Genomic DNA, 21,927 nt, shown 5'->3' on the forward strand with positions numbered 1-21,927 from the left:
GTCGCCGGGCCGCGCCGCCCCCATCCCCCCGGTTCGGGGATCCGCGCCGGGCGCGATCCCCCATTCGAGGGGGTGCGAACGCTCCACCTCCCCGGGCAGGCTGGACACGATGATCGAACAGCGCGGCACGCGGGCCCTCCTGGAACGGGCCGCCCACGCCCGGGACGCCACGGAGCTCTTCGGCACCGCCTCCGCGCGCCTGCGCCGGATGCTGCCCTTCGATGCCGCAGCCTGGTCCGCCACCGACCCCGAGACGGGACTGATCACCGCGCCGATGCTGGTGGAGAACCTGGGCGGCGGCGAGCACTGCTTCTCCTACTGGGAGACCGCCCTCCTGGAAGAGGACGTCGTCCCGTACCGGGAACTGGCCCGCGCCGCCGTCCCGGCCGCCGGGATCCGCGCCAGCACCGGCGACCTGCCCGCGCGCAGCGCACAGTTCCGCAAGCTGCTGGCCCGCCAGGGCGTGGGCGACGAACTGCGGGCCGTCCTGCGCGCGGGCGACCGGCCCTGGGGCGTCGTCAGCCTGTTCCGGGAGAAGGGCCGCGCCCCCTTCGGGCCCGCGGACGTCGCGCTCGTCGCCGGGCTGTCCGCGCCGCTCGCCGGACGGCTCCGCGACCTGGCCCGTCCCGTCCCGCGGCCCGCGCCGGACGCCGCGCCCGGCCCCGGCCTGGTCCTGTTCGACCCGTCCGGCGCACCGATCTCGATCAACGACGAGGCCCGCCGGTACATCGACCTCATGCCCGCCGGGCCGTCCGCCCGCTACCCGTCCGGGCTGCGGCTGCCGATCTGGCTCGCCGGCACCGCCGCCCAGGCCCGCGCCGTCGCCGCCGAACGCGACCGCGGCGGCGCCCGGGTGCGGATCCGCACCCGCGACGGCCGGTGGCTGATCTGCCACGCCTCCGCCCTCGACGGCCCCGGCGGCGCGCCCGGCGGCACCGCGATGGTCATCCAGCCCGCCGCCGGATCCGACATGGCCCCGATCATCGCCGAGGCGTACGGCCTCTCCCCCCCGCGAACTGGAGATCACCCAGATGATCGCGCGCGGGCTCCCCACCGGCGACATCGCCGCCGCCCTGGTCATCTCGCCGCACACCGTCCGCGACCACATCAAGGCGATCTTCGCCAAGGCCCGCGTCTCCAGCCGCGGCGAACTCGTCGCCCGCCTCTTCACCGAGAACCACTGGCCCCGCACCGGCCGCTGAAGCCCCAGGGCGAGGCGCGGTTTCTTCATCGCCCGCTCCCGGGTACGATTTGATCGCAAGAGGCCCCTTCGCGCTTGCGATCAGGGGCCTTCGTCGTGGGAGAGGTGTAACGGCATGCCGGCCATCGTTCTTGTCGGGGCCCAGTGGGGAGACGAGGGCAAGGGCAAGGCCACCGACCTATTGGGCGGCGACGTCGACTACGTCGTCCGCTACCAGGGTGGCAACAACGCCGGCCACACCGTGGTCATCGGCGACAAGAGCTACGCCCTCCACCTGCTCCCCTCGGGCGTGCTGTCCCCCGACGTCGTCCCCGTCATCGGCAACGGCGTGGTCATCGACCCGGCCGTGCTGCTCCAGGAGATCGACGGCCTCCGGGACCGCGGGATCGGCTGCGAACGGCTGCTGATCTCCGCCAACGCCAACCTGATCATGCCCCACCACCGTGCGCTGGACAAGGTCACCGAGCGCTACCTCGGCAAGGCCCGGATCGGCACCACCGGACGCGGCATCGGCCCCGCCTACGCCGACAAGATCAACCGGATGGGCATCCGGGTGCAGGACCTGTTCGACGCCAACATCCTCACCCAGAAGCTCGACCTCGCGCTGCGCGAGAAGAACCAGGTCCTCACCAAGGTCTACAACCGGCGCCGGATCGACACCGGCCCGATCGTCCAGGAGTACCTGGCCTACGGCGAGCGGCTGCGCCCGTTCGTCGCCGACACCACCCTCGTGCTCAACAAGGCCCTCGACGACGACAAGGTCGTCCTGCTGGAGGGCGCCCAGGGCACGCTGCTGGACATCGACCACGGCACCTACCCGTTCGTCACCTCCTCCAGCCCGACCGCCGGCGGGGCGTGCGCGGGCTCGGGCGTCGGCCCCACCAAGGTCACCAAGGTGATCGGGATCATCAAGGCGTACACCACCCGGGTCGGCTCGGGCCCGTTCCCGACCGAACTGCTCGACGAGCAGGGCGAATACCTCCGCACGACCGGCGGCGAGTACGGCGTCACCACCGGCCGCGACCGCCGCTGCGGCTGGTTCGACGCGGTCATCGCCCGCTACGCCACCCGGGTCAACGGCGTCACCGACTACTTCCTCACCAAGCTGGACGTCCTGTCCGGCCTGGAGCGGGTGCCGGTCTGCGTCGCCTACGACGTCGACGGCGAGCGCGTCGACGAGATGCCCACCACCCAGACCGGGTTCCACCACGCCAAGCCGATCCTCGAGTACCTGGACGGCTGGCAGGAGGACATCACCGGCGCCAAGACCTTCGAGGACCTTCCCGAGAACGCCCGCGCCTACGTCCGCGCCATCGAGGAGATGTCCGGCGCCCAGATCTCCGCGATCGGCGTCGGCCCCGGCCGCGACCAGACGCTGTCGCTGCGCCCGCTGATCTGAGCCCGTTCGATCGATTCTCACCGTTCGGCCACGACGAGTTCCGCCACGGGCTGTAGCGTGCCTGCCGTGACTTTCACCGGGGAGGCCGTCGAGCTGCACGGGCATCGGGGCGCTCGGGGTCTCCGGCCGGAGAACACCCTGCCCGGGTTCGCGCACGCGCTGGCGCTGGGCGTGCACGCGCTCGAGTTCGACGTCGGGCTGACCGCCGACGACGTCGTCGTCCTCAGCCACGACCAGGTGCTGTCACCGCTCACCACCGCCGACACCGGCCCGGTGCGTCCCGGCGACCCGCTGTTCCCCTACGTCGGCAGGCCGCTGCGGGACCTGACGCTCGCCCAGGTCAGGACCGTCGACGCGGGCACCCGCCGCCCTCAGCACGACGACGACCCGTTCGCGCTCACCCAGCTCCCCATCCCGGGCACCCCGCTGCCCACGCTCGCCGAGGTCTGCGCCCTCCTCAGCGCCGTCCCCGGCGTCCACCTGGCGGTCGAGCTCAAGACCGACCCGGACTGGCCCGACACGGAGATCACCCGTTTCACCGCCGCGGTCGCCGAGGTCCTGGAGGCGTTCGGCGTGACCGCCCGCAGCCGCCTGCTGGCCTTCGACTGGCGCGTCCTGGTCGAGGCCCGCCGCTACGCCCCCGACGCGGGCCGGGTCGCCCTGATCGACCGGCGGACCACCGTGCCCGGCACCCTCTGGTTCGCGGGCCAGCCCCACACCGACCCGGCCGGCGCCGCCCTCGACATCGGCGCCACCGCCCTCTCCCCGGAATGGGCCCTGGCCGGCCCGTCCCTGGTCGAGAGCGCCCAGCGCCTGGCCCTCCCGGTCGCGGTCTGGACGGTCAACGAGCCGGACGACATGACCCGCTACCTCGCCTACGGCGTGGACGCCATCGTCACCGACTACCCGGACCGCCTACGGCTCGTCCTCCAGGCCCACGGCCTCCCCGTCCCGGACCCCTGGCTGAAGACGACCCTCCCCGTCCCCAACTAGACCCGCGACCCCAGCCCCGCTCTGCCCTTGCTTTTCACTGGCCGGCCCGGAGCGGAGCGCCAGCGGAGTGGAGGGACGGGCAGGGCGGCGGGGAGCGGGTCCGCAGCGAGCCCCCAGGCGAGCGGAGGAGGCGTTTCGCGCCGTCCCGGGTGGTGTGGAGGGTCGCCCCTCCACAGTGTTAGAGCCAGCCGTTCCTTCGGAAGCCGCGGTACAGGGACAGGCAGACCATGGCGATGACGCCGAGGATCATGGGGTAGCCGAACTTCCACTGGGTCTCGGGCATGAAGTCGAAGTTCATGCCGTAGATCGCGGCGATGGCGGTGGGGACCATGAAGATGGCGCCCCAGGCGGAGATCTTCCGCATGTCCTTGTTGTCGGCCACGGTGACCTGGGTCATGTGGGCGTGCAGGATCGGGTTGAGGAGCTCGTCGTAGGACTCGACCTGCTCGCGGACGCGGGTGAGGTGGTCCTCGACGTCGCGGAGGTACTCCTTGATCTCGGTGGGGACGAAGCGCCGCGAGCCGAGGTTGCGCAGGGGCCCGGCGAGCGGGCCGACGGCGCGCTTGAGCTGGATGACCTCGCGCTTGAGCCGGTAGATGCGGCGGGACTCGTCGGTGCGCTCGGGGGAGAACACGGCCTCTTCGACCTCGTCGATGTCCTCCTGGACGGCGTCGGCGACGTTGACGTACCCGTCGACGACGCGGTCGGCGATGGCGTGGACGACCGCGGCGGGGCCCAGGGCGAGCCGCTCGGGGGCGTGCTCCAGGCGGGTGCGGACGGGGCCGAGTTCGCCGTGGGCGCCGTGCCGGACGGTGACGACGAAGTCGGGGCCGCAGAAGACCATGATCTCGCCGGTCTCGACGACCTCGGGCGCGCCGGGCTCCTTGCGGACGTACCCGACGGTCTTCATCACGAAGAAGTTGACGTCGTCGTACCGCTCGAGCTTGGGCCGCTGGTGGGCGTTGATGGCGTCCTCGACGGCGAGCGGGTGGAGGCCGAAGACCTCGGCGAGGTCGGAGAGCTCGGTGGCGGAGGGCTCGTGGAGGCCGACCCAGACGAAGCCGGCGCTCTCCTCCTGGGCGGTGAGGCGGCCGTCGCGGATGAGCCGTACGGCGTCGGCGACGGTGTCGGTGCAGACGCGGTGGCCGTCGATGTAGGCGGCCCAGTCGATGACGGCGGTGTCGCCGGAGCGGCCGGAGGCGGGGAGGGCGTGCGGGCGGCCGCGCGACTTGAACAGCGACCTGGTCGCGCGTCCCGGGCGGACTCGTGTCATGGCCATGGGGTGCTCCTAACCCGCCGGCCGGCACGCGCGTCTGGGCGCGCTCGACCCTGGAGGCCGGGGAGGAATCCCGGCGGCTAGCGAGGGGAGCGCGCGAAGGCGTGGGCCGGACGCCGAACGAAGGCGGACGGACGGACACTCCGAACAGGGAAGTTCGGACTGTGAGGGATCTCCGGCGTATTGCAAGGATCACCAGGACTCATCCCGACCACCTCCCTTCGCCATCATCAGCCACGTAAGCCGACAGAAGCCTACCAGCCTGGGAATCGGGGGAATCGCACCCCCGAAGGCGCCCAAGCCGCCCGGTAGTGGGACGTCCGGCCGCGCCGGGGGGTTCACCGGGGGGTCGTGTGGCGGCGGTCACGGCGCGGGCGGGCGCCGGTGCCGGCGGGGCGGATAGGCTCCCGGCGTGCGAGTACTCGTCCTTGGATCCGGCGGCCGCGAGCACGCGCTCGCCCGCGCCCTGCATCGCGACCCTGCCGTCACCGCCCTGCACTGCGCCCCGGGGAATCCGGGGACGGCCGCCATCGCGGAGAACCACGCGCTGAACGCGGCCGACCCGACGGCGGTCGTCGAGCTGGCCGCCCGGCTGCGCGCCGAGCTGGTGGTCATCGGCCCGGAGGCGCCGCTGATGGAGGGGGTCGGGGACGCGCTGCGCCGGGCCGGGATCCCCTGTTTCGGGCCGGATCGGGAGGCCGCGCGGATCGAGGGCTCGAAGGCGTTCGCCAAGGAGATCATGGCGGCGGCGGAGGTGCCGACGGCGGCGGCGCGGGTGTGCGAGTCGGAGTCGGAGGTGCTGGCGGCGCTGGAGGAGTTCGGGCCGCCGTACGTGGTGAAGGACGACGGGCTCGCGGCCGGCAAGGGCGTGGTGGTGACCGTCGAGCACGCGGAGGCCGTGGCGCACGCGGCCGACTGCGGCCGGGTGGTCATCGAGGAGTTCCTGGACGGCCCCGAGGTGTCGCTGTTCGCGCTGTCGGACGGGCGGTCGGCGCTGCCGCTGCTGCCCGCGCAGGACTTCAAGCGCGCCTACGACGGCGGCGAGGGCCCCAACACCGGGGGCATGGGCGCGTACACGCCGCTGCCGTGGGCGCCGCCGGGGCTGGTGGACGAGGTCATGGCCACCGTGGTGCTGCCCGCGATCGAGGAGCTGCGGCGCCGCGAGACCCCGTACGTGGGCGTGCTGTACGCGGGCCTGGCGCTGACGGCGAAGGGCGTCCGGGTCGTGGAGTTCAACGCGCGGTTCGGCGACCCGGAGACGCAGGTGGTGCTCGACCGCCTCGCCTCGCCGCTGGCCGGGATGCTGCAGGCGTGCGCGATCGGCGGGCTGGACCCGTCGTTCCGCCCGGCCTGGCACGAGGGCGCGGCGGTGACGGTGGTGGTGGCCGCGGAGGGCTACCCGGCGTCCCCGGTCAAGGGTGACGTGATCACCGGGATCGAGGAGGCCGAGCGGGTGCCGGGGGCGTACGTGCTGCAGGCCGGGACGGCGCTGAACGAGGACGGCCGCCTGGTGGCCACGGGCGGCCGGGTGCTGAACGTGGTGGGTTCCGGGCCCGACCTGGCCGCCGCGCGCGCCGCCGCGTACGAGGCCGCCGGCAGGATCGGCCTCCGCGGTTCGCACCACCGCACCGACATCGCCCTGCAGGCCGCGCAGGCCGGTCCGGCCTGATCGGGGGCGGGGCCCGAGCATCCCGTACGACCTGGGAGAATCGTCGGGTGATTGAGCGCTACACCCTTCCGGAGATGGGCCGCGTCTGGAGCGACGCGCACAAGTACGAGCTGTGGTGCCAGGTCGAGACCCTGGTGGTCGAGGCCCACGCCGAGGCCGGCACGATCCCGGCGGAGGTGGTGGAGCCGATCCGCAAGGCGCCGCCGCCGACCCCGGAGGCGGTGCACGCGATCGAGGCGGTCACCCAGCACGACGTGATCGCGTTCCTGACGGCGTGGGCGGACAACACCGAGCCGCGCGAGGCGGCCCGGTACGTCCACTTCGGGATGACCTCGTCCGATCTGCTGGACACCGCGCTGGCGATCCAGCTGGCCGAGGCGACCGACATCCTGCTGGCGAAGGCCGACACGCTGGTCGGGACGCTGCGCGACCACGCCCTGGAGCACCGCGCGACCCTGCGGGTGGGCCGCACGCACGGCATCCACGGCGAGCCGGACGTGTGGGGCCACCGGGTGGCCGACTTCGCGTTCGCGATGGCGCGCTCCCGCGACCGCCTCCGCCGCGCCCGCGAGGCCGTCGGGGTGATGGCGATCTCCGGCGCGGTCGGCACGTACTCCAACATCGACCCCGAGATCGAGCGGCATGTCGCGCGGAGGCTGGGGCTGAAGAGCGCCGACGTGTCCACGCAGGTGGTCATCCGGGACGGCATCAGCGAGTGGGTCTCCGCGCTGGCGATCATGGCGACGGTGTGCGAGGCGATCGCGCTGGAGGTGCGGCACGGGCAGCGCACCGAGGTCCGGGAGCTGTGGGAGCCGTTCGGCAAGGGCCAGAAGGGCTCCTCGGCCATGCCGCACAAGAAGAACCCGATCATCTCCGAGCGGCTGGCGGGGATGGCGCGGGTGGTGCGGGCGCAGGTGGTGCCGGTGATGGAGGGCATACCGCTGTGGCACGAGCGCGACATCTCGCACTCCTCCACCGAGCGGATCACGCTGCCGGACGCGTCCATCGCGCTCGACTACATGCTGAACCTCACGAACCGGCTGATGTCGGGGCTGGTGGTGGACGCCGATCGGATGCTGGCCAACCTGGAGTCGACCGGCGGGCTGATCTACACCTCGACGGTGCTGCTGGAGCTGGTCGAGGCGGGCATGTCCCGCGACGACGAGGCGTACCCGCTCGTCCAGAAGGCCGCGATGGAGACGTGGCAGACCGGTGAGCCGTTCCGCGACACGCTGCGCGCGCACGCGGCCGAGGCCGGGCTGAGCCTGAACGAGGGGCGGCTGGACGAGGTGTGCCGTCCGGAGCGGTTCGTCGAGCGTCTCGGGCCGGTGTTCGACCGCCTGTCCGCGCTCACCTGACCCCCAGGAGACCCGATGGCTGCCCGGTTGACCGAGCTGAACGTCTACCCGCTCAAGAGCGGCGGCGGCACCGCCCTGCGCGCGGCCGACCTGCTGCCGACCGGGCTGCGGTACGACCGCGAGTTCATGCTCGTCACCCCGGAGGGCCGGTTCCTGTCGCAGCGCGACCTGGGGCGGATGGCGGTGATGCGGCCGGTGTACGACGGGGACGTCCTCACCGTGGACGTCGCCGACCCCGCCCTGTCATTCGCGCCGCTCACCCACAAGCCCGTGGACGACGGGCCGGTGCGGGACGTCTACGTGCACCGGTACGAGTGCCAGGGGATCGACCAGGGCGACGAGGCCGCGGCCTGGTTCGCCGCCCTCCTGGACACCGAGTGCCGCCTCGTGCGCTTCACGGGCCGCCGTTCCACGTCCCGGGGCGGCGGGGAGGTGTTGTTCGCCGACGGCTACCCGCTGCTGGTGATCTCGGCCGAGTCCCTGGCCGACCTGAACGACCGGCTGGGCGATCAGGGGCCGCTGCCGATGAACCGGTTCCGGCCCAACCTGGTGGTCGAGGGCCTGGGCGCGTACGGCGAGGACCGGGTCAGACTGCTGCGGGTCGGCGGCACGGTGATCGAGATGGTCCGGTCCTGCGCCCGCTGCGTGATCACGACGACCGATCAGGACAGCGGGGAGCGCGGCCGGGAGCCGCTGCGCACGCTGGCCTCGTACCGGACCTACGAGCGGGGCATCCGCTTCGGCCAGAACGCGGTGCCGCGCACGCCGGGCCCGCTGGCCGTGGGCGACCCCGTGGAGGTCCTGGAGACCGTGGAGGAGGACCGGTGAAGCACCTGCACAGCGGCAAGGTCCGCGACCTGTACGAGCTGCCCGGCGGCGAGCTGCTGATGGTCGCCCGCGACACCATCTCGGCGTACGACTTCGTCCTCGACACGCCGATCCCCGACAAGGGGCGGATCCTGACGCAGCTGTCGCTGTGGTGGTTCGAGCGGCTCACCGGCCTGCTGCCCAACCACATCCTGTCCACCGACCTGCCGCCCGGGGCGCCCGCGGAGTGGGCGGGCCGCGCGGTGGTGGCGCGGCGGCTCGACATGGTCCCGGTGGAGTGCGTGGCCCGCGGCTACCTGACCGGCTCCGGCCTGGCCGACTACGCCAAGACCGGCTCGGTGTGCGGCGTCCCGCTCCCGGACGGCCTGGTCGACGGCTCGCGCCTCCCCGAGCCGATCTTCACCCCCACCACCAAGGCCCCGGTGGGCGAGCACGACGAGCCGATGACCTTCGCCGACGTCCAGTCCAAGGTCGGCCCCGAGCTCGCGGCCCGGCTGCGCGACCTCACCGTCGCGGTCTACGGGCGCGGCGCCGAGCTGGCCCGCGAGCGCGGCATCATCGTCGCCGACACCAAGATCGAGCTGGGCCGGGCCCCGGACGGCGAGCTCATCCTGGCCGACGAGGTCCTCACGCCCGACTCGTCCCGCTTCTGGCCCGCGGACGCCTGGGAGACCGGCCACGCGCAGCCGTCGTTCGACAAGCAGTTCGTCCGCGACTGGCTGACCTCGCCCGAGTCCGGCTGGGACCGGGCGTCGGGCGAGGCCCCGCCCCCGCTCCCGGACGAGATCGTCGAACGCACCCGCGCCAAGTACGTCGAGGCCTACGAACGCATCACCGGCCGCACCTTCACCTGACCGCGTCACCGGTCGGGCCGCACGGGCTCAGCCCCGCCACGGCCATCCGGAACAGCCGGTCCGCCGCGGCGGCGGGGTCGGGGTGGTGCTCGGTCGCGAGGACGATGCCGACGATCAGCGCGATCAGGTCGGCGACGGTGACGTCCGCCGCGGCCGCGCCGTCCCGCACGGCGCGGCGCAGTAGCGGCTCGCCGGCCTCCTCGATCAGCGTCGCGCAGCTGTTCTCGCGCAGCGGGTCCTCGTCGTAGAGCAGCGCGGCCGCCAGCCCCCGGGCGTCGACGCAGTAGGCGACGACGTCGGTCAGCCATTCCAGCAGCGCGTTCCGGCTGTCGCCCTCGCCGGTCAGCTCCTGCGCGCGCACGCACAGGGCCTCGATCCGCTGGTGGGAGACGGCCTCCAGCAGGGCGCGGCGGGTGGGGAAGTGCCGGCGCACGGTCGCCGACCCGACCCCCGCGGTCCGGGCGATCTGTTCCAGGGAGGCGGCGGCGCCGTGGGCGGCGACCTCCTCTTCGGCGACGGCGAGGATGCGCGCGTAGTTGCGCCGGGCGTCCGCGCGCTGGCGGTCGGGCATGGCGTCATCTCCAGGGTTGTTAAGTGGCGGGCCCCGCCGTATCGTACCGAAGTGAAAAACGGCGGGCCCCGCCACTTAATCCTGGGAGCATCATGTCTTCAGCCTTCGTCCTGGTCACCGGCGCCACCGGAAAGCAGGGGGGCGCCACCGCCCGCGCCCTGCTCGCGGCGGGCGTTCCCGTCCGCGCCCTGGTCCGCGACCCGTCCACCGACCGCGCCAAGGCCGTCGAGGCGCTCGGCGCCGAACTGGTCACCGGCGACCTCCACGACCGCGCCTCGGTGACCCGCGCCGCCGAGGGCGCCCGCGCCGTCTTCTCCGTGCAGATCGCGCCCTTCACCGGGGACGCCTTCGACTTCGACGGCGAGATCGCCCAGGCCGTCAACCTCATCGAGGGTGCGAAGGCCGCCGGAGTGCCGCAGTTCGTGCACACGTCCACCTCCGGCGCGGGCCAGCACGCCGAGGCCCCCGGCTGGGACGACCACTGGTCCGCGATCGTGCCCAGCCTGGACACCAAGAGCACGATCCAGGACCGGGTCCGCGAAGCCGGCTTCCCGCACTGGACGATCCTCAAGCCGGGCTTCTTCATGGACAACTTCCGCCCGTCCATGGCGTTCCTGTTCCCGCGCGGCATCGAGGGCGGCCTGGTGAGCGTCCTGAACCCCGGCACCCGGCTGTCCCTGGCCGCGGTGGACGACATCGGCAGGGCGGCCGCCGCGGCGCTCACCGAACCCGGCCTGTTCGACCGGGTCGAGCTGGAACTGGCGAGCGACTACCTGTCGATGACGGAGATCGCCGAGGTCCTCTCCCGCGTCCTGGGCACGCCGCTGTCCGCGCCGGACATGACCGAGGAGGAGGCAGTGGCCGCCGGAATGCCGGGGATGGGCGCCTCACACGAGTGGATGAACGTCCACGGCCAACCGGCCCGCCCGCAGTACGCGAGGGACCTCGGCATCCCCCTCACCAGCTTCGAGGAGTGGGCCCGCGAGCACATGCACCCCGCGGCCTGACCGCAATCAGCGAGCGTTGAGACGGGCGGCCTGGCGCGTCAGGTGGACGACCTCGGCCAGGTTGGGCGCCTTCTGGGCCGCCTCGGCGTAAAGCCGTGCCGCCGTGGCCAGGTCGCCGTCACGCTCGTGGAGGTAGGCGGCCACCGCGGCGTACCGGGGCAGCGAGTCGTCCAGGTCCGCGAGCGCCGCCAGCCCGGCGCGCGGCCCGTCGGCCTCGCCCACGGCCACCGCGCGGTTGAGCCGGACGACCGGGCTGTCGGTCAGGCGCGCGAGTTCGTCGTACCACTCGACGATCTGCACCCAGTCGGTCTCCTCGGCGGTGGGCGCGTCGGCGTGGAGCGCCGCGATGGCGGCCTGGGCCTGGAACTCGCCCAGCCGGTCGCGCGCCAGGGCCGCCTGGAGGATCTCGACGCCCTCGGCGATCGAGGCGGTGTCCCACCGGCCGCGGTCCTGCTCGGCCAGCGGCACCAAACTCCCGTCAGGCGCGATCCGGGTGGCCCGCCGCGCGTGGTGGAGCAGCATGAGCGCCAGCAGCCCCGCCACCTCGGGGTGGTCGATCGCGGCCGCGAGCCGCCGGGTCAGCCGGATGGCCTCGGCGGCCAGGTCGACGTCACCGGAGTAGCCCTCGTTGAAGACCAGGTAGAGGACGCGCAGCACGGTGGCGACGTCCCCGGGCTGGTCGAACCGCACGCCGGAGACGGTGCGCTTGGCCCGGCTGATGCGCTGCGCCATGGTCGCCTCGGGCACCAGGTACGCCTGGGCGATCTGGCGGGTGGTCAGCCCGCCGACGGCGCGCAGCGTGAGCGCGACCGCCGACGACGGCGTCAGCGACGGGTGGGCGCACAAGAAGTAGAGCTGGAGCGTGTCGTCCACCGCGGGCGCGGGCCCGGGCGGCGGCTCCTCCTCCAGGACGTCCTCACGCCGGCGGCGGGCGGCGTCGGCCCGGGTCGCGTCGAGGAACTTGCGCCAGGCCACGGTGACCAGCCAGCCCTTGGGGTCACGCGGCGGGTCGTCCGGCCAGACCCGGACCGCCTCGACCAGCGCGTCCTGCACGGCGTCCTCGCCCGCCGCGAAGTCGGCTCCGCGGCGGACGAGGATCCCGAGCACGCTCGGCGTGAGGCTCCGGAGCAGGACCTCGTCGATGGGAGAGGTCACTCGGTGACGGTGGGCGGCTCGGTCAGGAACGGGCGCAGCTCGAGCCACTCGTGGATCGGCTTCCCGCCCGCCCCGGGCGCGGCCGACAGCTCCCCGGCCAACTCCACGGCCCGCTCGTAGCCGTCGACGTCGATCACCATCCAGCCCGCGATGAGGTCCTTGGTCTCGGCGAACGGGCCGTCGGTCACCGGCGGGCGCCCCTCACCGTCGTACCGGACCCACGTCCCCTCGGGGGCGAGCGCCTGGCCGTCGACGAACTCGCCGGTCTCCTCCAGCCGGGCCGCGAAGTCGTTCATGTACTGCACGTGGGCCGAGATCTCCTCAGGCGTCCACTTCTCCATGGGCACGTCGTTGACCGCCGCCGGCGCGCCGCGGTAGTGCTTGAGCAGCAGGTACTTGGCCATCGTGGTTCTCCTCGCGCTGGTGCGACCCATTCTGGTCGCGCTCACACCAGGGACGAAGCCGCCCACGGGATCTCGACATCCCCACCACGAAATTTTTTGGCTCTCATACCGGTGGCGCTGAACGCCGAGGTCACACCCCAGCCGTCAGCGCTCGGAGTCCCCGTGCGGCTGGAAGCGAGCCCGCTCGGGCATCGCTCAAGAACGCGGCGGGTGGTGACCTCGAGCCGTTCTAGGCGCCGACGCTGAGTGCGCGAAGGTCGCGCGCGGCCGGGAGCGTCCGGGCGGGTTCGGGCAGCGTGCTCAGCACCTGGCCGACCAGCTGCCGCGTGGCCAGGACCGGACGGGGACGATCGGTGAGCGATGTGACGGCCAGATCAAGCCCTTCGCGCACCTCGCCGGACTTGACCAGGTCGATGGCGCGCATCAGATCGAGATTGGTGATCGGCACTCTGGCGGTGGATGGATAGAGGGCACGGGCGTTCTCGACCGCCGTCACAGCGCGCCGATCTCCAGAGATCGTGCGGACGTACGCCTCACTCCAGAGCAATTGGCTTTCTTGAAAATCCAGCACCGTCGGTTCGCTGGAACTGCGGGGTAGCTGCTCGAACGTGCGCTTCAGCATGTCGAGGCTCTTGTGCGCTGTGACGTTGTCACCTTGAGAGGCTGCCTGGTAGGCCCCGGCGGCGTAGCCGCGCGCCAGTCCTGAGAACGGGGTGCCGTTGGCGATGTGGGCGGCGTCGTCGACCATGGTCATGACGGCATGGTGCGAGTTGCCTGCCCAACTGACGTGCTGGGCGGCTCTACCCCGTACCCAGACCCGTAGCTCACGGTCGCCGGACGCGTCGGCGGCACGGCGTGCCGTGCTCCACGTACGACGCGCGGCGCGATCTTCCCCGACGTTGCACAGCGTTTCAGCCAGGACGCCGGTAAGTCCGGCGCTCACCCGCAGAAGACCGGCCTGCTCACGGGGTGGGCGGCCTTTCTTGAGCAGTTCGCCCACCGCGACGATATCCGCGATCAGGTCGGGTATGAGCGCATCGAACGGCCGCCGATAGATCTGATGACCGTAATCACGAACGGTCTGTTCCCACTCCTCGACATCGGCGGTGCGGCCGAGAACGTGATCGACGCCGGAAAGCAGCTCTTCCAGGACGCCGGGCGGGACGCTGGCCCCGGTGCCGATCGCGGCGAGGAGCTGGAGTGCGGCACGGCGTTTCACGTCGTCGTCCCCCTGACCGGGAGTAGGACTTTGATCCACGGTACCCGCGGCGGACGGCGCCTGCGGAGTTGAGGGGAACAGCTCTTCTTCGGGTTTGCCCAGGGCGAGGCAGTACAGCAGCTTGTACCGCTCGCTCACGGAGTGGGCGCCGCGCTCGTGCCCTCGGATGGTGGTCTCCACGTGTTCCCGGTCGGGCAGCCGGACGTGGGGTGGCGCGACCTCGCGGAACCGCGCGGCCAGGTCGGAGACGACCAAGCCCTGGGCTTTGCGCTCTGCGCGCAGGGCCGCGCCGATGATCCTTTTGTCGGAGGTCATGTCGCGTGCACCTCTCGCCGGGGGCGGTGGGTAGCCACGGAAACGCGGAGCGTATCCGCTGCTTTTCCTGCATACCACGGTGACCTGCGGCACGTACCCCGGATTCACTGAGACGCGGCGGGAGCATCCCGTCCCGAAGACAAGGCGGCCCCGGACGCGACGATGACAGCGTCGGCCGGGGCCTTGACCGGAAGGGACCCGGCCCAGATGGATCGTATGACCTCGCAGCAGCGGCTGGCCGCACTCGGCGCGCATCTCGTCGCACGTGGCCTCACCATCGGCCTCACCGAGAAAGGGCTGCGGGTGACCAACCCGCACGCGGGCGGATGCTGCGACGACGCGGCGCACCCGGCGGACACGATCACCTGCCACGCGCGCCGCGAGGACGACGGCCGGATGTGGTTCTGGACGTCGTGGGGCGAACCGATCACCGACGCGTCCAAGGTCATCCTCGGCAACCTGGCCGGGGGAGGCGGACGGTGACCGCCGTCGCGCCGTGGGCGGCGCTCGACGTCGACCTGGTCGTGACCGAGTTGCGGCGCCGGTTCCCGGGGGCGTGCGCGTGGCGCGGCACGTACACGGGTGCCTGGTGGGCACTGGCGCGGGACCCGTGGGGCCGTGACCGTCTGATCGAGGCGCCCGATCCGGCCGAGCTCGCTCGACACCTGGAGGCGATCGGCGCCCGGACGGTGCCGCGCTTCTCCCGCACGCCCCCCAAGACCGGCGCGGCGGCGCGGTCGACACCGTCCAGGATGCCCCGCCCCGCCGCGCCCATCCACGCCGCTCCCAGGCGCACCCGGCGTGGGTGGCTGCGGCGGCGGCTGCGCCTCTGAACGCGTTGTGGAAGGTGGACTCAATGGAATCGCATGCCTGCGGGTGGCCCGCCCTGGCCATCCCTCACCAGATGCTGCCGCCGTGTTCCATGGTGCTCACCGACGGCGGCCTGCTCGCGGCGAAGATCACCAGCATGGGCGACTCCATGTACGCGCTGGTGGGCTACGTTGCCAACGATGCCCGTCCCGGCCGCGACGGTGAGGGGCCGCGGAGCCGATTCTGGGGCCGGGAGTGGCAACGCACCCTGAACCTGCCGTACGCCACTTACGCGCCGCTGATCGCCGCCCGTCAGCCGGACGCGCTCGTCCCGCATCTGGGCAAGATCGCCCGCATCCGCGCCGCCGGCATCGTCGCCGCCAGGTCCACCCGGGACCCGTACCTGCTGGCCGCACACGCCGCGGCCCTGGACGCGCTGGCCACCTGGTGCGGCGTTGACCGCGACAAGTTCGGCGTCTACGGCTCGGCCATGTACAAGCCTCCGGGGACCGCCCGCGATCTGGACATCGTGGTCTACGGACGGGACGCCTCCCGCCGTGTGGCCGCCCGCGCCGCTGGAGTCGTTCCTCCTCGTCCCGCCGACCACCCGCATCATCCGCACTTCCGGACTCCCGGTGCCAAGGTCACCTTGGACCCTCGGTATCTGACGGGCGAGCACACCATCACGCGCGCCCTGATCGCCGGGGACTGCACCGACTCCGGCGTTGAGGCGATCGACCGGTTGTGGGTGCTGGACGCCGCTGAAGGGATCTTCTTTCCCTCCCGCTATACGCTCAGTGACGGTAGCGTGCTGCTGTCGTATCGAGCTGGACACTCCGGCTGGCTGCGGAATGGAGACGAACTGTTCGGACCGCCGCTGCCTGTCTTCTTCCGCGATGGCACGCGGTACCGGGTCGTGCTGGGCTGCGAAACCCTGCGTGCTCGCCGTGCCGAAGCCGAACAGACCGGAGGGGAGGGCGAGCGGTGACCGTCCAGCCGACAGGCCCCCGCACGCAATGGATGCAGGCGCAGTTCGAGCGTGCGCTGCGTGCCTTCGGGCTGGTAGTGGACGGGCGGCTGGTGCCGGGCGTGGCCGGGCGGACTTTGTCCGGGCGCGTTGCCGACCCGGTATCTGGCGGCGCGCGTTGGCTGCGCGTGCTGGCCGTCCCGGCTGAGCGGGCGTGCGGTGCCTTGTGGTATGGGCCGATCACCGCCCCGGCGATTCCGGGGCTGAGCCGCCCTGCGCTGCTGGCGACCGAGACCTGGGCCGACCGCGAGCAGTCGGTGCGCGCAGAGGTGTGGGAGCTGGTCGACGAACCGGCCTGCGCCCCGCACGAGACGCTCACTCCGCGGCGTGCCCGTCAGCTCCGGTTGTCCACGGCCTGGTGGACGAGCCTGGAGACCTCGCTCGACCGGCTCGCCCGCCATCGCACCGACCGCGTGCCCCGTACCCAGGAGCAGATCACCGCTGTGATGCGCCGCGCCTATGGGCCCGGTGTGCCGACCCGGGTCCGGCGGTGGGCCGTCCAGCACGGCGATCTGCGCTGGACCAACCTCACCGCGCATACCCCTTACCTGCTGGACTGGGAGTTCTGGGGGCTGGCACCGGTGGGCGCGGACGCGGCGACGCTGATGTGCACCAGCCTGCTGGTGCCCGAGCTGGCCGCCGACATCCACCGGCGCTTCGCGCATCTGCTCGACACCCCGGACGGCCGTATCGCGCAGCTGTGCGTGATCGTCCAGTTGCGCCGCCATCCCGACATCGGCGATCTGGATCAGCCGCTCGCGGCCCTCGCCCATCGGCTCAGCCGATGACCTCGCCGGTTTCCTCGCCGTACTGGTCGCGCATGCGGGTGGGGACGATCTCGACGGTCAGGCCCGGCAGGGACGGCACCGGGACGCGGCCCGCCTCGGAGCGGATCGCGTCGATCAGGCCGTTCAGCGCCGCGTCCGGGACACTGATCGACAGCCCGCCCTCAAGGCGTTCCACCTCGAAGCCGTCGGCGGGCACGAAGTGGAGCACGCCGCCGTCCTGGGCCTGGATCGCCAGCGACCGCCCGAACGGCAGCCGCCCGCGCAGGGACTGGCGGATCATCGGCGCCTGGAGCGCGCCCAGCCGCAGCGTCGTGCCGCCGCCCTCCTCCTCCCACCCGGCGGTGCCCACGAACAGCAGGCCGCTGCTGGAGCCGTCCCGCTCGACGCCGGCGCGGACCGCCGCCGCCAGCTCCGGATCGGCCAGCAGCGAGCCCCGGTCGATGTCGGTGACGTAGAGCGGCAGCCGCGGCGCCAGGACGTCCAGCAGCGCCATGGTGTTCCACTGCCGGGCGGCCTCGTACTCCTCCCGGGCCAGGCCGATCACCTGGAGGAACTGCAGGGAGCCGTGCGGGGTGGAGATCGTCCCGAGCTCGGGGTCCTCGGCGAACATGATCGCGCGGATGGCCGAGTCCTCCCGGGACGTGGCGATCGGCCCGTTGATGTCCATGTGGTGGCCCGGCTCGAACCAGTTGCCGGAGGTGAACACGTAGCGGCCGAGGTTCTGCAGGAGACTGACCGCCCAGACCGGCGGGGTGGTCTCGGACGGGTCGCGGACCAGGCGGAAGGTGAACTCGAAGCCCCAGCCGGACTCCTCGGGGTCGCTCCCCTCGCCCTTCTCGTAGAGCTCGCTCATGCCGTACGAGACGAAATGCCAGTGCGGGACCGGGTCGGTCCTGGGGTAGGCGCTGACGCCGTCGAGCGGGTCCTTCCCGCCCAGCCGCCACTTGAGGATCGTCCCCCAGTGGAGCGGCTCGACATCGCCGTAGAGGGGCTCCAGGGCGCGGTCGATGGCGTGCCAGCCGGGCGCTTCGTCCGCGGCCTCCGTGGACTCGTCCATGGGCGTTCACCTTAGGGAAGAAAGCGGTGGTACGGGCCCAGATGACGGAGTGCGTCACGACTCACATCCGAGTCTTAGCGCAAAAACCCGAACTTCCCGCCACATTCGCCGGTCAAAGAGACAAGACTGGCGCCCGATGGGGCGCGCTCCGGACCGTTCGCCTCCGTCCCGGTGGTTTACTGGGACCGCGTTGTGCAATGAAGGACGTGCGATAACGGGGGGGGGACCCGTCCGGCGTGCGCCCGGCCCTCGTGACCCCGCCGTTCCCGCAGCGGACGGAGGGCGGCAGTCCGTTTTGAACCGACAGGACCGTACCCGCAGTTAAGGAGTAAGGCGGCATGAGCATGGGCCACGAGGTTCGCTACCGCGTGCGCGGCGGCAGGCGGCTGCACGGCACCGTTTTCATCCAGGGCGCGAAGAACGCCGTCCTGCCGATGATCGGCGCTTCGCTGATGGCGTCCAAGGGCCGCACGGTCCTGCGCAACGTTCCGATCATCGAAGACGTGCGGCGCGCGGTGGAACTCGCCCGCGCGGTGGGCGCCAAAGCCGAGCTGCACGAGGCCGAGCGCACGCTCGTGATCGACGCCTCGGAGCTGGACAGCCCCGTGCTGCCGGCCGACATCGCGGCCCGTTTCCGGGGTTCGTTCCTGTTCGTGCCGGCCCTGCTGCACCGGCTCGGCGAGGCGGTGATCGAGGGCGTCGGCGGCTGCAACCTGGGCAGCCGGAACCTGGACTTCCACTACAACGGCTTCAAGCGGCTCGGCGCGACCGTGACCGAGCAGATGGGCGCCAACGGCGCGGGCCAGATCCACATCAAGGCCGGCGACCTGCGCGGCGGCACGCTCTACTGCGACACCCCCTCGCACACCGGCACCGAGAACCTGATCATGGCGGCGGCGCTGGCCCGCGGCACCACGCTGATCAAGAACGCCGCGCTGGAGCCCGAGGTGCTCGACAACATCGCGCTGCTGCAGGCGATGGGCGCCCGGATCAGCGGCGGCGGCACCGGTTTCGTCACCGTCGAGGGCGTGGGCGAGCTGTCGGCCGTCGAGCACACCGTGATGCCGGACCGGATCGACACCGGCGTGTTCGTGATGGCCGCCGCGATCACCGGCGGCGACCTCAACCTGGTGGGCGCCAACCTGGAGCACCTCGGCGTCGCCGCCGACAAGCTGGAGCAGATGGGCCTGGAGTTCCACCAGCAGGGCGCGGTCCTGCAGGTGCGCCGGGAGCGCGGGCTGCGCCCCATAAACGTCATCACCGACGAGTACCCGGGCTTCGCCACCGACCTGCAGTCGCCGATCATGGCGCTGTCCTGCCTGGCCGACGGGCCCTCCTACATCTACGAGCGCATCTTCGACGGCCGCTTCAAGCTGGCCGACGAGCTGACGAAGATGGGCGCCGACATCGAGGTCAACGGCAACCGGGCCAAGGTCAACGGCCCCGGCTCGCTGCGCGGCGCCGAGGTGGAGGCGCACGACCTGCGCTGCGGGAGCGCGCTGGTCCTGGCCGGCCTGGCCGCCGAGGGCGAGACCACGATCACCTCGGCCTACTACCTCGACCGCGGGCACGCGCACACCGCCGAGCGGCTGTCCCAGCTCGGCGCCGAGATCACCCGCGAGACCGACTGACCCTCGGGGCGCCTCCGCGGCACCCGCCGGCGAGGCGGCCGCGGAAGCGCCCCCGAAGCGCCTCGCACGGTTTCCGAAACGCCGTCCGAGCGCGCCGAACCGCCGTCCGGAAAGGGCCTGCGAAGCGCCGTCCGGAACGCCCGTCCGGCCTCCGGCGTCGCCCGGAGGCCGCGCCCGCCCGGGGACCCCTCAGCGGAGATGGTCTCCGGGCGTCCTCACGTCCTCCCTGCGGGAACTTCCGGCCGTTCCGACGCCGGAGTCCGCGGGCCGGTCAGAAGACCCCTTACAGCGGATCTGACCGCTTCTCCTGACCCGCATCTGACTTCCCGGGCCCCGAACCGGCCCCGGAGTCCGCGCCGCGGGCACGTTCCGTGGCCGATGGTGGACGTCAACACGCGGGTCAAGGTTTGGGGCGTCCTCGTACGGTTCGGAGGTCACCGGCCGTCCCGGCGCCCGTATGACCGGCGAAAACTTTCGTGCGGACGCGTCCCGGCACTCCGGTCACCGAAAAAAGTGCGGATCGCTCGCATTTCAGGGCCCCCCGAAGACGGGACGGTCGATTTTCGGTCCCTGCGTACACTAATCGGACGTGACAGGGGCTCCCGTAGTGCGCATCGGCGCCGTGCACAGGCCCTCGCGGTGTTTTCGGGTCTTGTTTTTCAACTTCGGACGACCGAAGATGCAGGATCAAGACTGACCGATTGGTGACAAATTACTGACTAGGGGGTCGCGTAGGTTACTTTTTCGCCGCACTCTTGATTCGATTTCGCGTCTGGGCGTCACACCAGGTCGCCCTGACCCGATCTGCCCACTGAGGAACGAATCGCGGGATTGCGGTGCAGGGTCAGAAGGCAGGGGCGACAAGCCATGAGTCAACCGTTGGGCGGAGCGTGCGCGAACGCATGGCCGGGGCAGGACCCCCACCAAGAGCATGGTCGGGAAGCGAGCGATCGCCGATGACGGCCACGAGAACGGGATCGGTCACGCCCGATCTCACGATCGGCGTCGTCGGCCCGCATGACCTGGTCGAACGGGTCATGCTGATGGGACACGGTCCCACGCCGGTGCCGAGCCGGCTGGTGGCCGCCGCATATCGGGACGAGCAGGAGGCGGCCGACAAGGTCGTACGGCTGGGCTCCGGGGTGGACGTGTGCCTGTTCGCCAGCCCGGTGCCGTACGACTTCGCCCGCAAGGCCGGCGTGCTGACCATGCCGGCCACCTACGTGCCGCTGAACGGCGCCGCCCTGCAGGGCGCGCTGCTGCGGGCCTCCCTCGACGAGCGCTTCGACCCGGGACGGGTGAGCATCGACGTGCTCGGCCGGGCCGAGGTCGAGGAGGCGTACGCGGAGATCAGCCTCGGCACCGAGCAGGTCCACCTGCGCGAGGAGGCCGCCGGGCCGGGCACGCTGGCCGCCTTCCACGAGCGGCTGTGGCGGCGCGGCGCGACCACCGTCGCGATGACGTGCGTGCACGCCACCGCCGAACGCATGGAGATGGCCGGGGTGCCGACCATCCGGGTGCGCCCCACCGGCGCGGCGATCCGCAGCTCGCTGCAGACCGCGGCGCTGCTCGGCGCCCACCACCGGCTGGAGGAGTCGCAGCTGGTGGTCGTGCTGGTGGACGTGCCGACGCTGCGCGAGACCCCGCGCCGCGTCACCCCCAGGTACTGGCGCGACGAGCTGAAACTGGCGCTGCACCGGGTGCTCCTCCAGGAGGCGCACCGGATGAACGCGTCGGTGTGGCCGCTGGACGACCACAGCTACCTCGTCATCGCCACCCGGGGCTCGGTCACCGCCAGCACCGAGGGCTTCCGGACGCCGCCGTTCGTCGAGCGCGTCCGCGAGGAACTGGGGCTGGCGATCGAGGTCGGCATCGGGATGGGCCGCACGGCGCACGAGGCGGAGACGCATGCCCGCGCCGCGCTGGCCCGCTCGCAGAGCTCGCAGCGCGCGCAGGGCTTCGCCCTGGACCGCGACGGCCGCGCGCTCGTCCCGGCGCCGCGCACGCCACCGCGCGCGCAGCCGCAGGCCAAGCCGAAGGGCCTGGAGATCCTCGCCCGGCTCGCCGACAAGCTCGGCGACCAGGAGCAGCCGCTGATCGTGGACGCGGAGAACGCCGGCAAGATGCTCGGCGTCACCCCCCGCACCGCCCGGCGCCTGCTGCGCACGCTGGTCGAGGAGGGCCTGGCCTGGCCGCTGCCGCCGAACCGGACCCCGCAGCCGGGCCGGCCGCGGCAGCTCTACCGGCTGATCGTCGAAAAGCTGGGCCCCAAGGCCGGGACCTGAGAGGGAGGCGTCCAGTTCTCAAGGTCGCCGGACCTCAGCCACCGCGCGAGCGCGTTACCTGCCCGGTGAGGCGACGCCGA

General features: G+C 72.2%; 20 protein-coding genes. 14 read left to right on the plus strand and 6 right to left on the minus strand.

The genetic code is table 11. The features are described 5' to 3' along the window. Nucleotides 1-109 precede the first annotated feature (109 nt). The 3 genes from ACZ466_RS20215 (at nt 110) to ACZ466_RS20225 (ending at nt 3,593) form a co-directional block, all read left to right on the plus strand. Nucleotides 110-1,255, plus strand: coding sequence for a LuxR family transcriptional regulator (locus ACZ466_RS20215; RefSeq protein WP_464043899.1), 1,146 nt, complete (start codon nt 110-112; stop codon nt 1,253-1,255). A gap of 61 nt (nt 1,256-1,316) precedes the next feature. Further along, complete coding sequence (locus ACZ466_RS20220; protein ID WP_378282980.1) at nt 1,317-2,600, plus strand: adenylosuccinate synthase; 1,284 nt, start codon at nt 1,317-1,319, stop codon at nt 2,598-2,600. A gap of 66 nt (nt 2,601-2,666) precedes the next feature. After that, on the plus strand, nt 2,667-3,593 hold the full coding sequence (locus ACZ466_RS20225; RefSeq protein WP_378282981.1) for a glycerophosphodiester phosphodiesterase family protein: 927 nt from the start codon (nt 2,667-2,669) through the stop codon (nt 3,591-3,593). A 178-nt stretch (nt 3,594-3,771) separates the two neighbouring features. On the opposite strand, the gene ACZ466_RS20230 is transcribed toward ACZ466_RS20225, so the two are convergent. Beyond that, entirely contained in the window at nt 3,772-4,872 is a 1,101-nt protein-coding gene (locus ACZ466_RS20230; RefSeq protein ID WP_378282982.1) for a magnesium and cobalt transport protein CorA, read from the minus strand. A gap of 409 nt (nt 4,873-5,281) precedes the next feature. Here ACZ466_RS20230 and purD point away from each other — a divergent pair, with 409 nt between their 5' ends. The 4 genes from purD to ACZ466_RS20250 are packed head-to-tail and all read left to right on the plus strand — an operon-like array spanning nt 5,282 to nt 9,578. Continuing rightward, nucleotides 5,282-6,538, plus strand: coding sequence for a phosphoribosylamine--glycine ligase (purD, locus tag ACZ466_RS20235; RefSeq protein ID WP_378282983.1), 1,257 nt, complete (start codon nt 5,282-5,284; stop codon nt 6,536-6,538). A gap of 47 nt (nt 6,539-6,585) precedes the next feature. Beyond that, nucleotides 6,586-7,896 carry an adenylosuccinate lyase gene (gene purB, locus ACZ466_RS20240; protein ID WP_378282984.1) on the plus strand — a complete coding sequence of 437 codons (1,311 nt, stop codon included), beginning with the start codon at nt 6,586-6,588 and terminating at the stop codon, nt 7,894-7,896. Between the two features lie 15 nt (nt 7,897-7,911). Continuing rightward, a complete protein-coding gene (locus ACZ466_RS20245; protein WP_378282985.1) occupies nt 7,912-8,724 on the plus strand; it encodes an MOSC domain-containing protein in 813 nt (270 codons plus the stop codon). Beyond that, entirely contained in the window at nt 8,721-9,578 is an 858-nt protein-coding gene (locus tag ACZ466_RS20250; protein ID WP_378282986.1) for a phosphoribosylaminoimidazolesuccinocarboxamide synthase, read from the plus strand. The genes ACZ466_RS20245 and ACZ466_RS20250 overlap by 4 nt, the downstream gene beginning before the upstream one ends. On the opposite strand, the gene ACZ466_RS20255 is transcribed toward ACZ466_RS20250, so the two are convergent. Next, on the minus strand, nt 9,571-10,149 hold the full coding sequence (locus tag ACZ466_RS20255) for a TetR/AcrR family transcriptional regulator (protein ID WP_378282987.1): 579 nt from the start codon (nt 10,147-10,149) through the stop codon (nt 9,571-9,573). The genes ACZ466_RS20250 and ACZ466_RS20255 overlap by 8 nt on opposite strands. Before the next feature lie 92 nt (nt 10,150-10,241). Between ACZ466_RS20255 and ACZ466_RS20260 the strand changes: the two genes are divergently transcribed. Next, nucleotides 10,242-11,156, plus strand: a complete 915-nt coding sequence (locus ACZ466_RS20260) for an NmrA/HSCARG family protein (RefSeq protein ID WP_378282988.1) — start codon at nt 10,242-10,244, stop codon at nt 11,154-11,156. 6 nt (nt 11,157-11,162) lie between these two features. Here ACZ466_RS20260 and ACZ466_RS20265 read toward each other — a convergent pair whose 3' ends face one another. The 3 genes from ACZ466_RS20265 to ACZ466_RS20275 all read right to left on the minus strand — a co-directional run bounded on the left by ACZ466_RS20265 (nt 11,163) and on the right by ACZ466_RS20275 (nt 14,249). Continuing rightward, nucleotides 11,163-12,299 (minus strand): RNA polymerase sigma factor, encoded by a 1,137-nt coding sequence (locus ACZ466_RS20265; RefSeq protein WP_378283024.1) that lies wholly within the window; start codon nt 12,297-12,299, stop codon nt 11,163-11,165. An 8-nt stretch (nt 12,300-12,307) separates the two neighbouring features. After that, nucleotides 12,308-12,715: a YciI family protein gene (locus tag ACZ466_RS20270; RefSeq protein ID WP_378282989.1), complete on the minus strand. Its 408-nt coding sequence runs from the start codon at nt 12,713-12,715 to the stop codon at nt 12,308-12,310. 229 nt (nt 12,716-12,944) lie between these two features. Further along, nucleotides 12,945-14,249, minus strand: a complete 1,305-nt coding sequence (locus ACZ466_RS20275; RefSeq protein WP_378282990.1) for an XRE family transcriptional regulator — start codon at nt 14,247-14,249, stop codon at nt 12,945-12,947. Nucleotides 14,250-14,456: 207 nt separating this feature from the next. On the opposite strand from ACZ466_RS20275, the gene ACZ466_RS20280 reads away from it, so the two are divergent. The 4 genes from ACZ466_RS20280 to ACZ466_RS20295 are packed head-to-tail and all read left to right on the plus strand — an operon-like array spanning nt 14,457 to nt 16,874. Then, nucleotides 14,457-14,732, plus strand: coding sequence for a hypothetical protein (locus tag ACZ466_RS20280; RefSeq protein WP_378282991.1), 276 nt, complete (start codon nt 14,457-14,459; stop codon nt 14,730-14,732). Then, nucleotides 14,729-15,082, plus strand: coding sequence for a hypothetical protein (locus ACZ466_RS20285; RefSeq protein WP_378282992.1), 354 nt, complete (start codon nt 14,729-14,731; stop codon nt 15,080-15,082). The genes ACZ466_RS20280 and ACZ466_RS20285 overlap by 4 nt, the downstream gene beginning before the upstream one ends. A gap of 23 nt (nt 15,083-15,105) precedes the next feature. Next, nucleotides 15,106-16,047, plus strand: a complete 942-nt coding sequence (locus ACZ466_RS20290) for a hypothetical protein (protein ID WP_378282993.1) — start codon at nt 15,106-15,108, stop codon at nt 16,045-16,047. Next, nucleotides 16,044-16,874 carry an aminoglycoside phosphotransferase gene (locus ACZ466_RS20295; protein ID WP_378282994.1) on the plus strand — a complete coding sequence of 277 codons (831 nt, stop codon included), beginning with the start codon at nt 16,044-16,046 and terminating at the stop codon, nt 16,872-16,874. The genes ACZ466_RS20290 and ACZ466_RS20295 overlap by 4 nt, the downstream gene beginning before the upstream one ends. On the opposite strand, the gene ACZ466_RS20300 is transcribed toward ACZ466_RS20295, so the two are convergent. Further along, the gene (locus ACZ466_RS20300) at nt 16,864-17,931 is read right to left on the minus strand and encodes a suppressor of fused domain protein (RefSeq protein ID WP_378282995.1); all 1,068 of its coding nucleotides are present in this window, start codon (nt 17,929-17,931) and stop codon (nt 16,864-16,866) included. The genes ACZ466_RS20295 and ACZ466_RS20300 overlap by 11 nt on opposite strands. 344 nt (nt 17,932-18,275) lie before the next feature. Between ACZ466_RS20300 and murA the strand changes: the two genes are divergently transcribed. Next, nucleotides 18,276-19,562, plus strand: a complete 1,287-nt coding sequence (murA, locus tag ACZ466_RS20305) for a UDP-N-acetylglucosamine 1-carboxyvinyltransferase (RefSeq protein WP_378283025.1) — start codon at nt 18,276-18,278, stop codon at nt 19,560-19,562. Between the two features lie 956 nt (nt 19,563-20,518). Further along, a complete protein-coding gene (locus tag ACZ466_RS20310; protein WP_378282996.1) occupies nt 20,519-21,847 on the plus strand; it encodes a transcriptional regulator in 1,329 nt (442 codons plus the stop codon). Nucleotides 21,848-21,927 lie beyond the last annotated feature (80 nt).

Source organism: Actinomadura rugatobispora (assembly GCF_055379765.1).

Coding starts and splice junctions, on each gene's coding strand:
- ACZ466_RS20270 (WP_378282989.1), bottom strand. CDS start 12,715: ATGGCCAAGTACCTGCTGCTCAAGCACTACCGCGGCGCGCCGGCGGCG.
- ACZ466_RS20245 (WP_378282985.1), top strand. CDS start 7,912: ATGGCTGCCCGGTTGACCGAGCTGAACGTCTACCCGCTCAAGAGCGGC.
- ACZ466_RS20300 (WP_378282995.1), bottom strand. CDS start 17,931: ATGGACGAGTCCACGGAGGCCGCGGACGAAGCGCCCGGCTGGCACGCC.
- ACZ466_RS20230 (WP_378282982.1), bottom strand. CDS start 4,872: ATGGCCATGACACGAGTCCGCCCGGGACGCGCGACCAGGTCGCTGTTC.
- ACZ466_RS20215 (WP_464043899.1), top strand. CDS start 110: ATGATCGAACAGCGCGGCACGCGGGCCCTCCTGGAACGGGCCGCCCAC.
- ACZ466_RS20260 (WP_378282988.1), top strand. CDS start 10,242: ATGTCTTCAGCCTTCGTCCTGGTCACCGGCGCCACCGGAAAGCAGGGG.
- ACZ466_RS20290 (WP_378282993.1), top strand. CDS start 15,106: ATGGAATCGCATGCCTGCGGGTGGCCCGCCCTGGCCATCCCTCACCAG.
- murA (WP_378283025.1), top strand. CDS start 18,276: ATGGGCCACGAGGTTCGCTACCGCGTGCGCGGCGGCAGGCGGCTGCAC.
- ACZ466_RS20310 (WP_378282996.1), top strand. CDS start 20,519: ATGACGGCCACGAGAACGGGATCGGTCACGCCCGATCTCACGATCGGC.
- ACZ466_RS20220 (WP_378282980.1), top strand. CDS start 1,317: ATGCCGGCCATCGTTCTTGTCGGGGCCCAGTGGGGAGACGAGGGCAAG.
- ACZ466_RS20255 (WP_378282987.1), bottom strand. CDS start 10,149: ATGCCCGACCGCCAGCGCGCGGACGCCCGGCGCAACTACGCGCGCATC.
- ACZ466_RS20280 (WP_378282991.1), top strand. CDS start 14,457: ATGGATCGTATGACCTCGCAGCAGCGGCTGGCCGCACTCGGCGCGCAT.
- ACZ466_RS20275 (WP_378282990.1), bottom strand. CDS start 14,249: ATGACCTCCGACAAAAGGATCATCGGCGCGGCCCTGCGCGCAGAGCGC.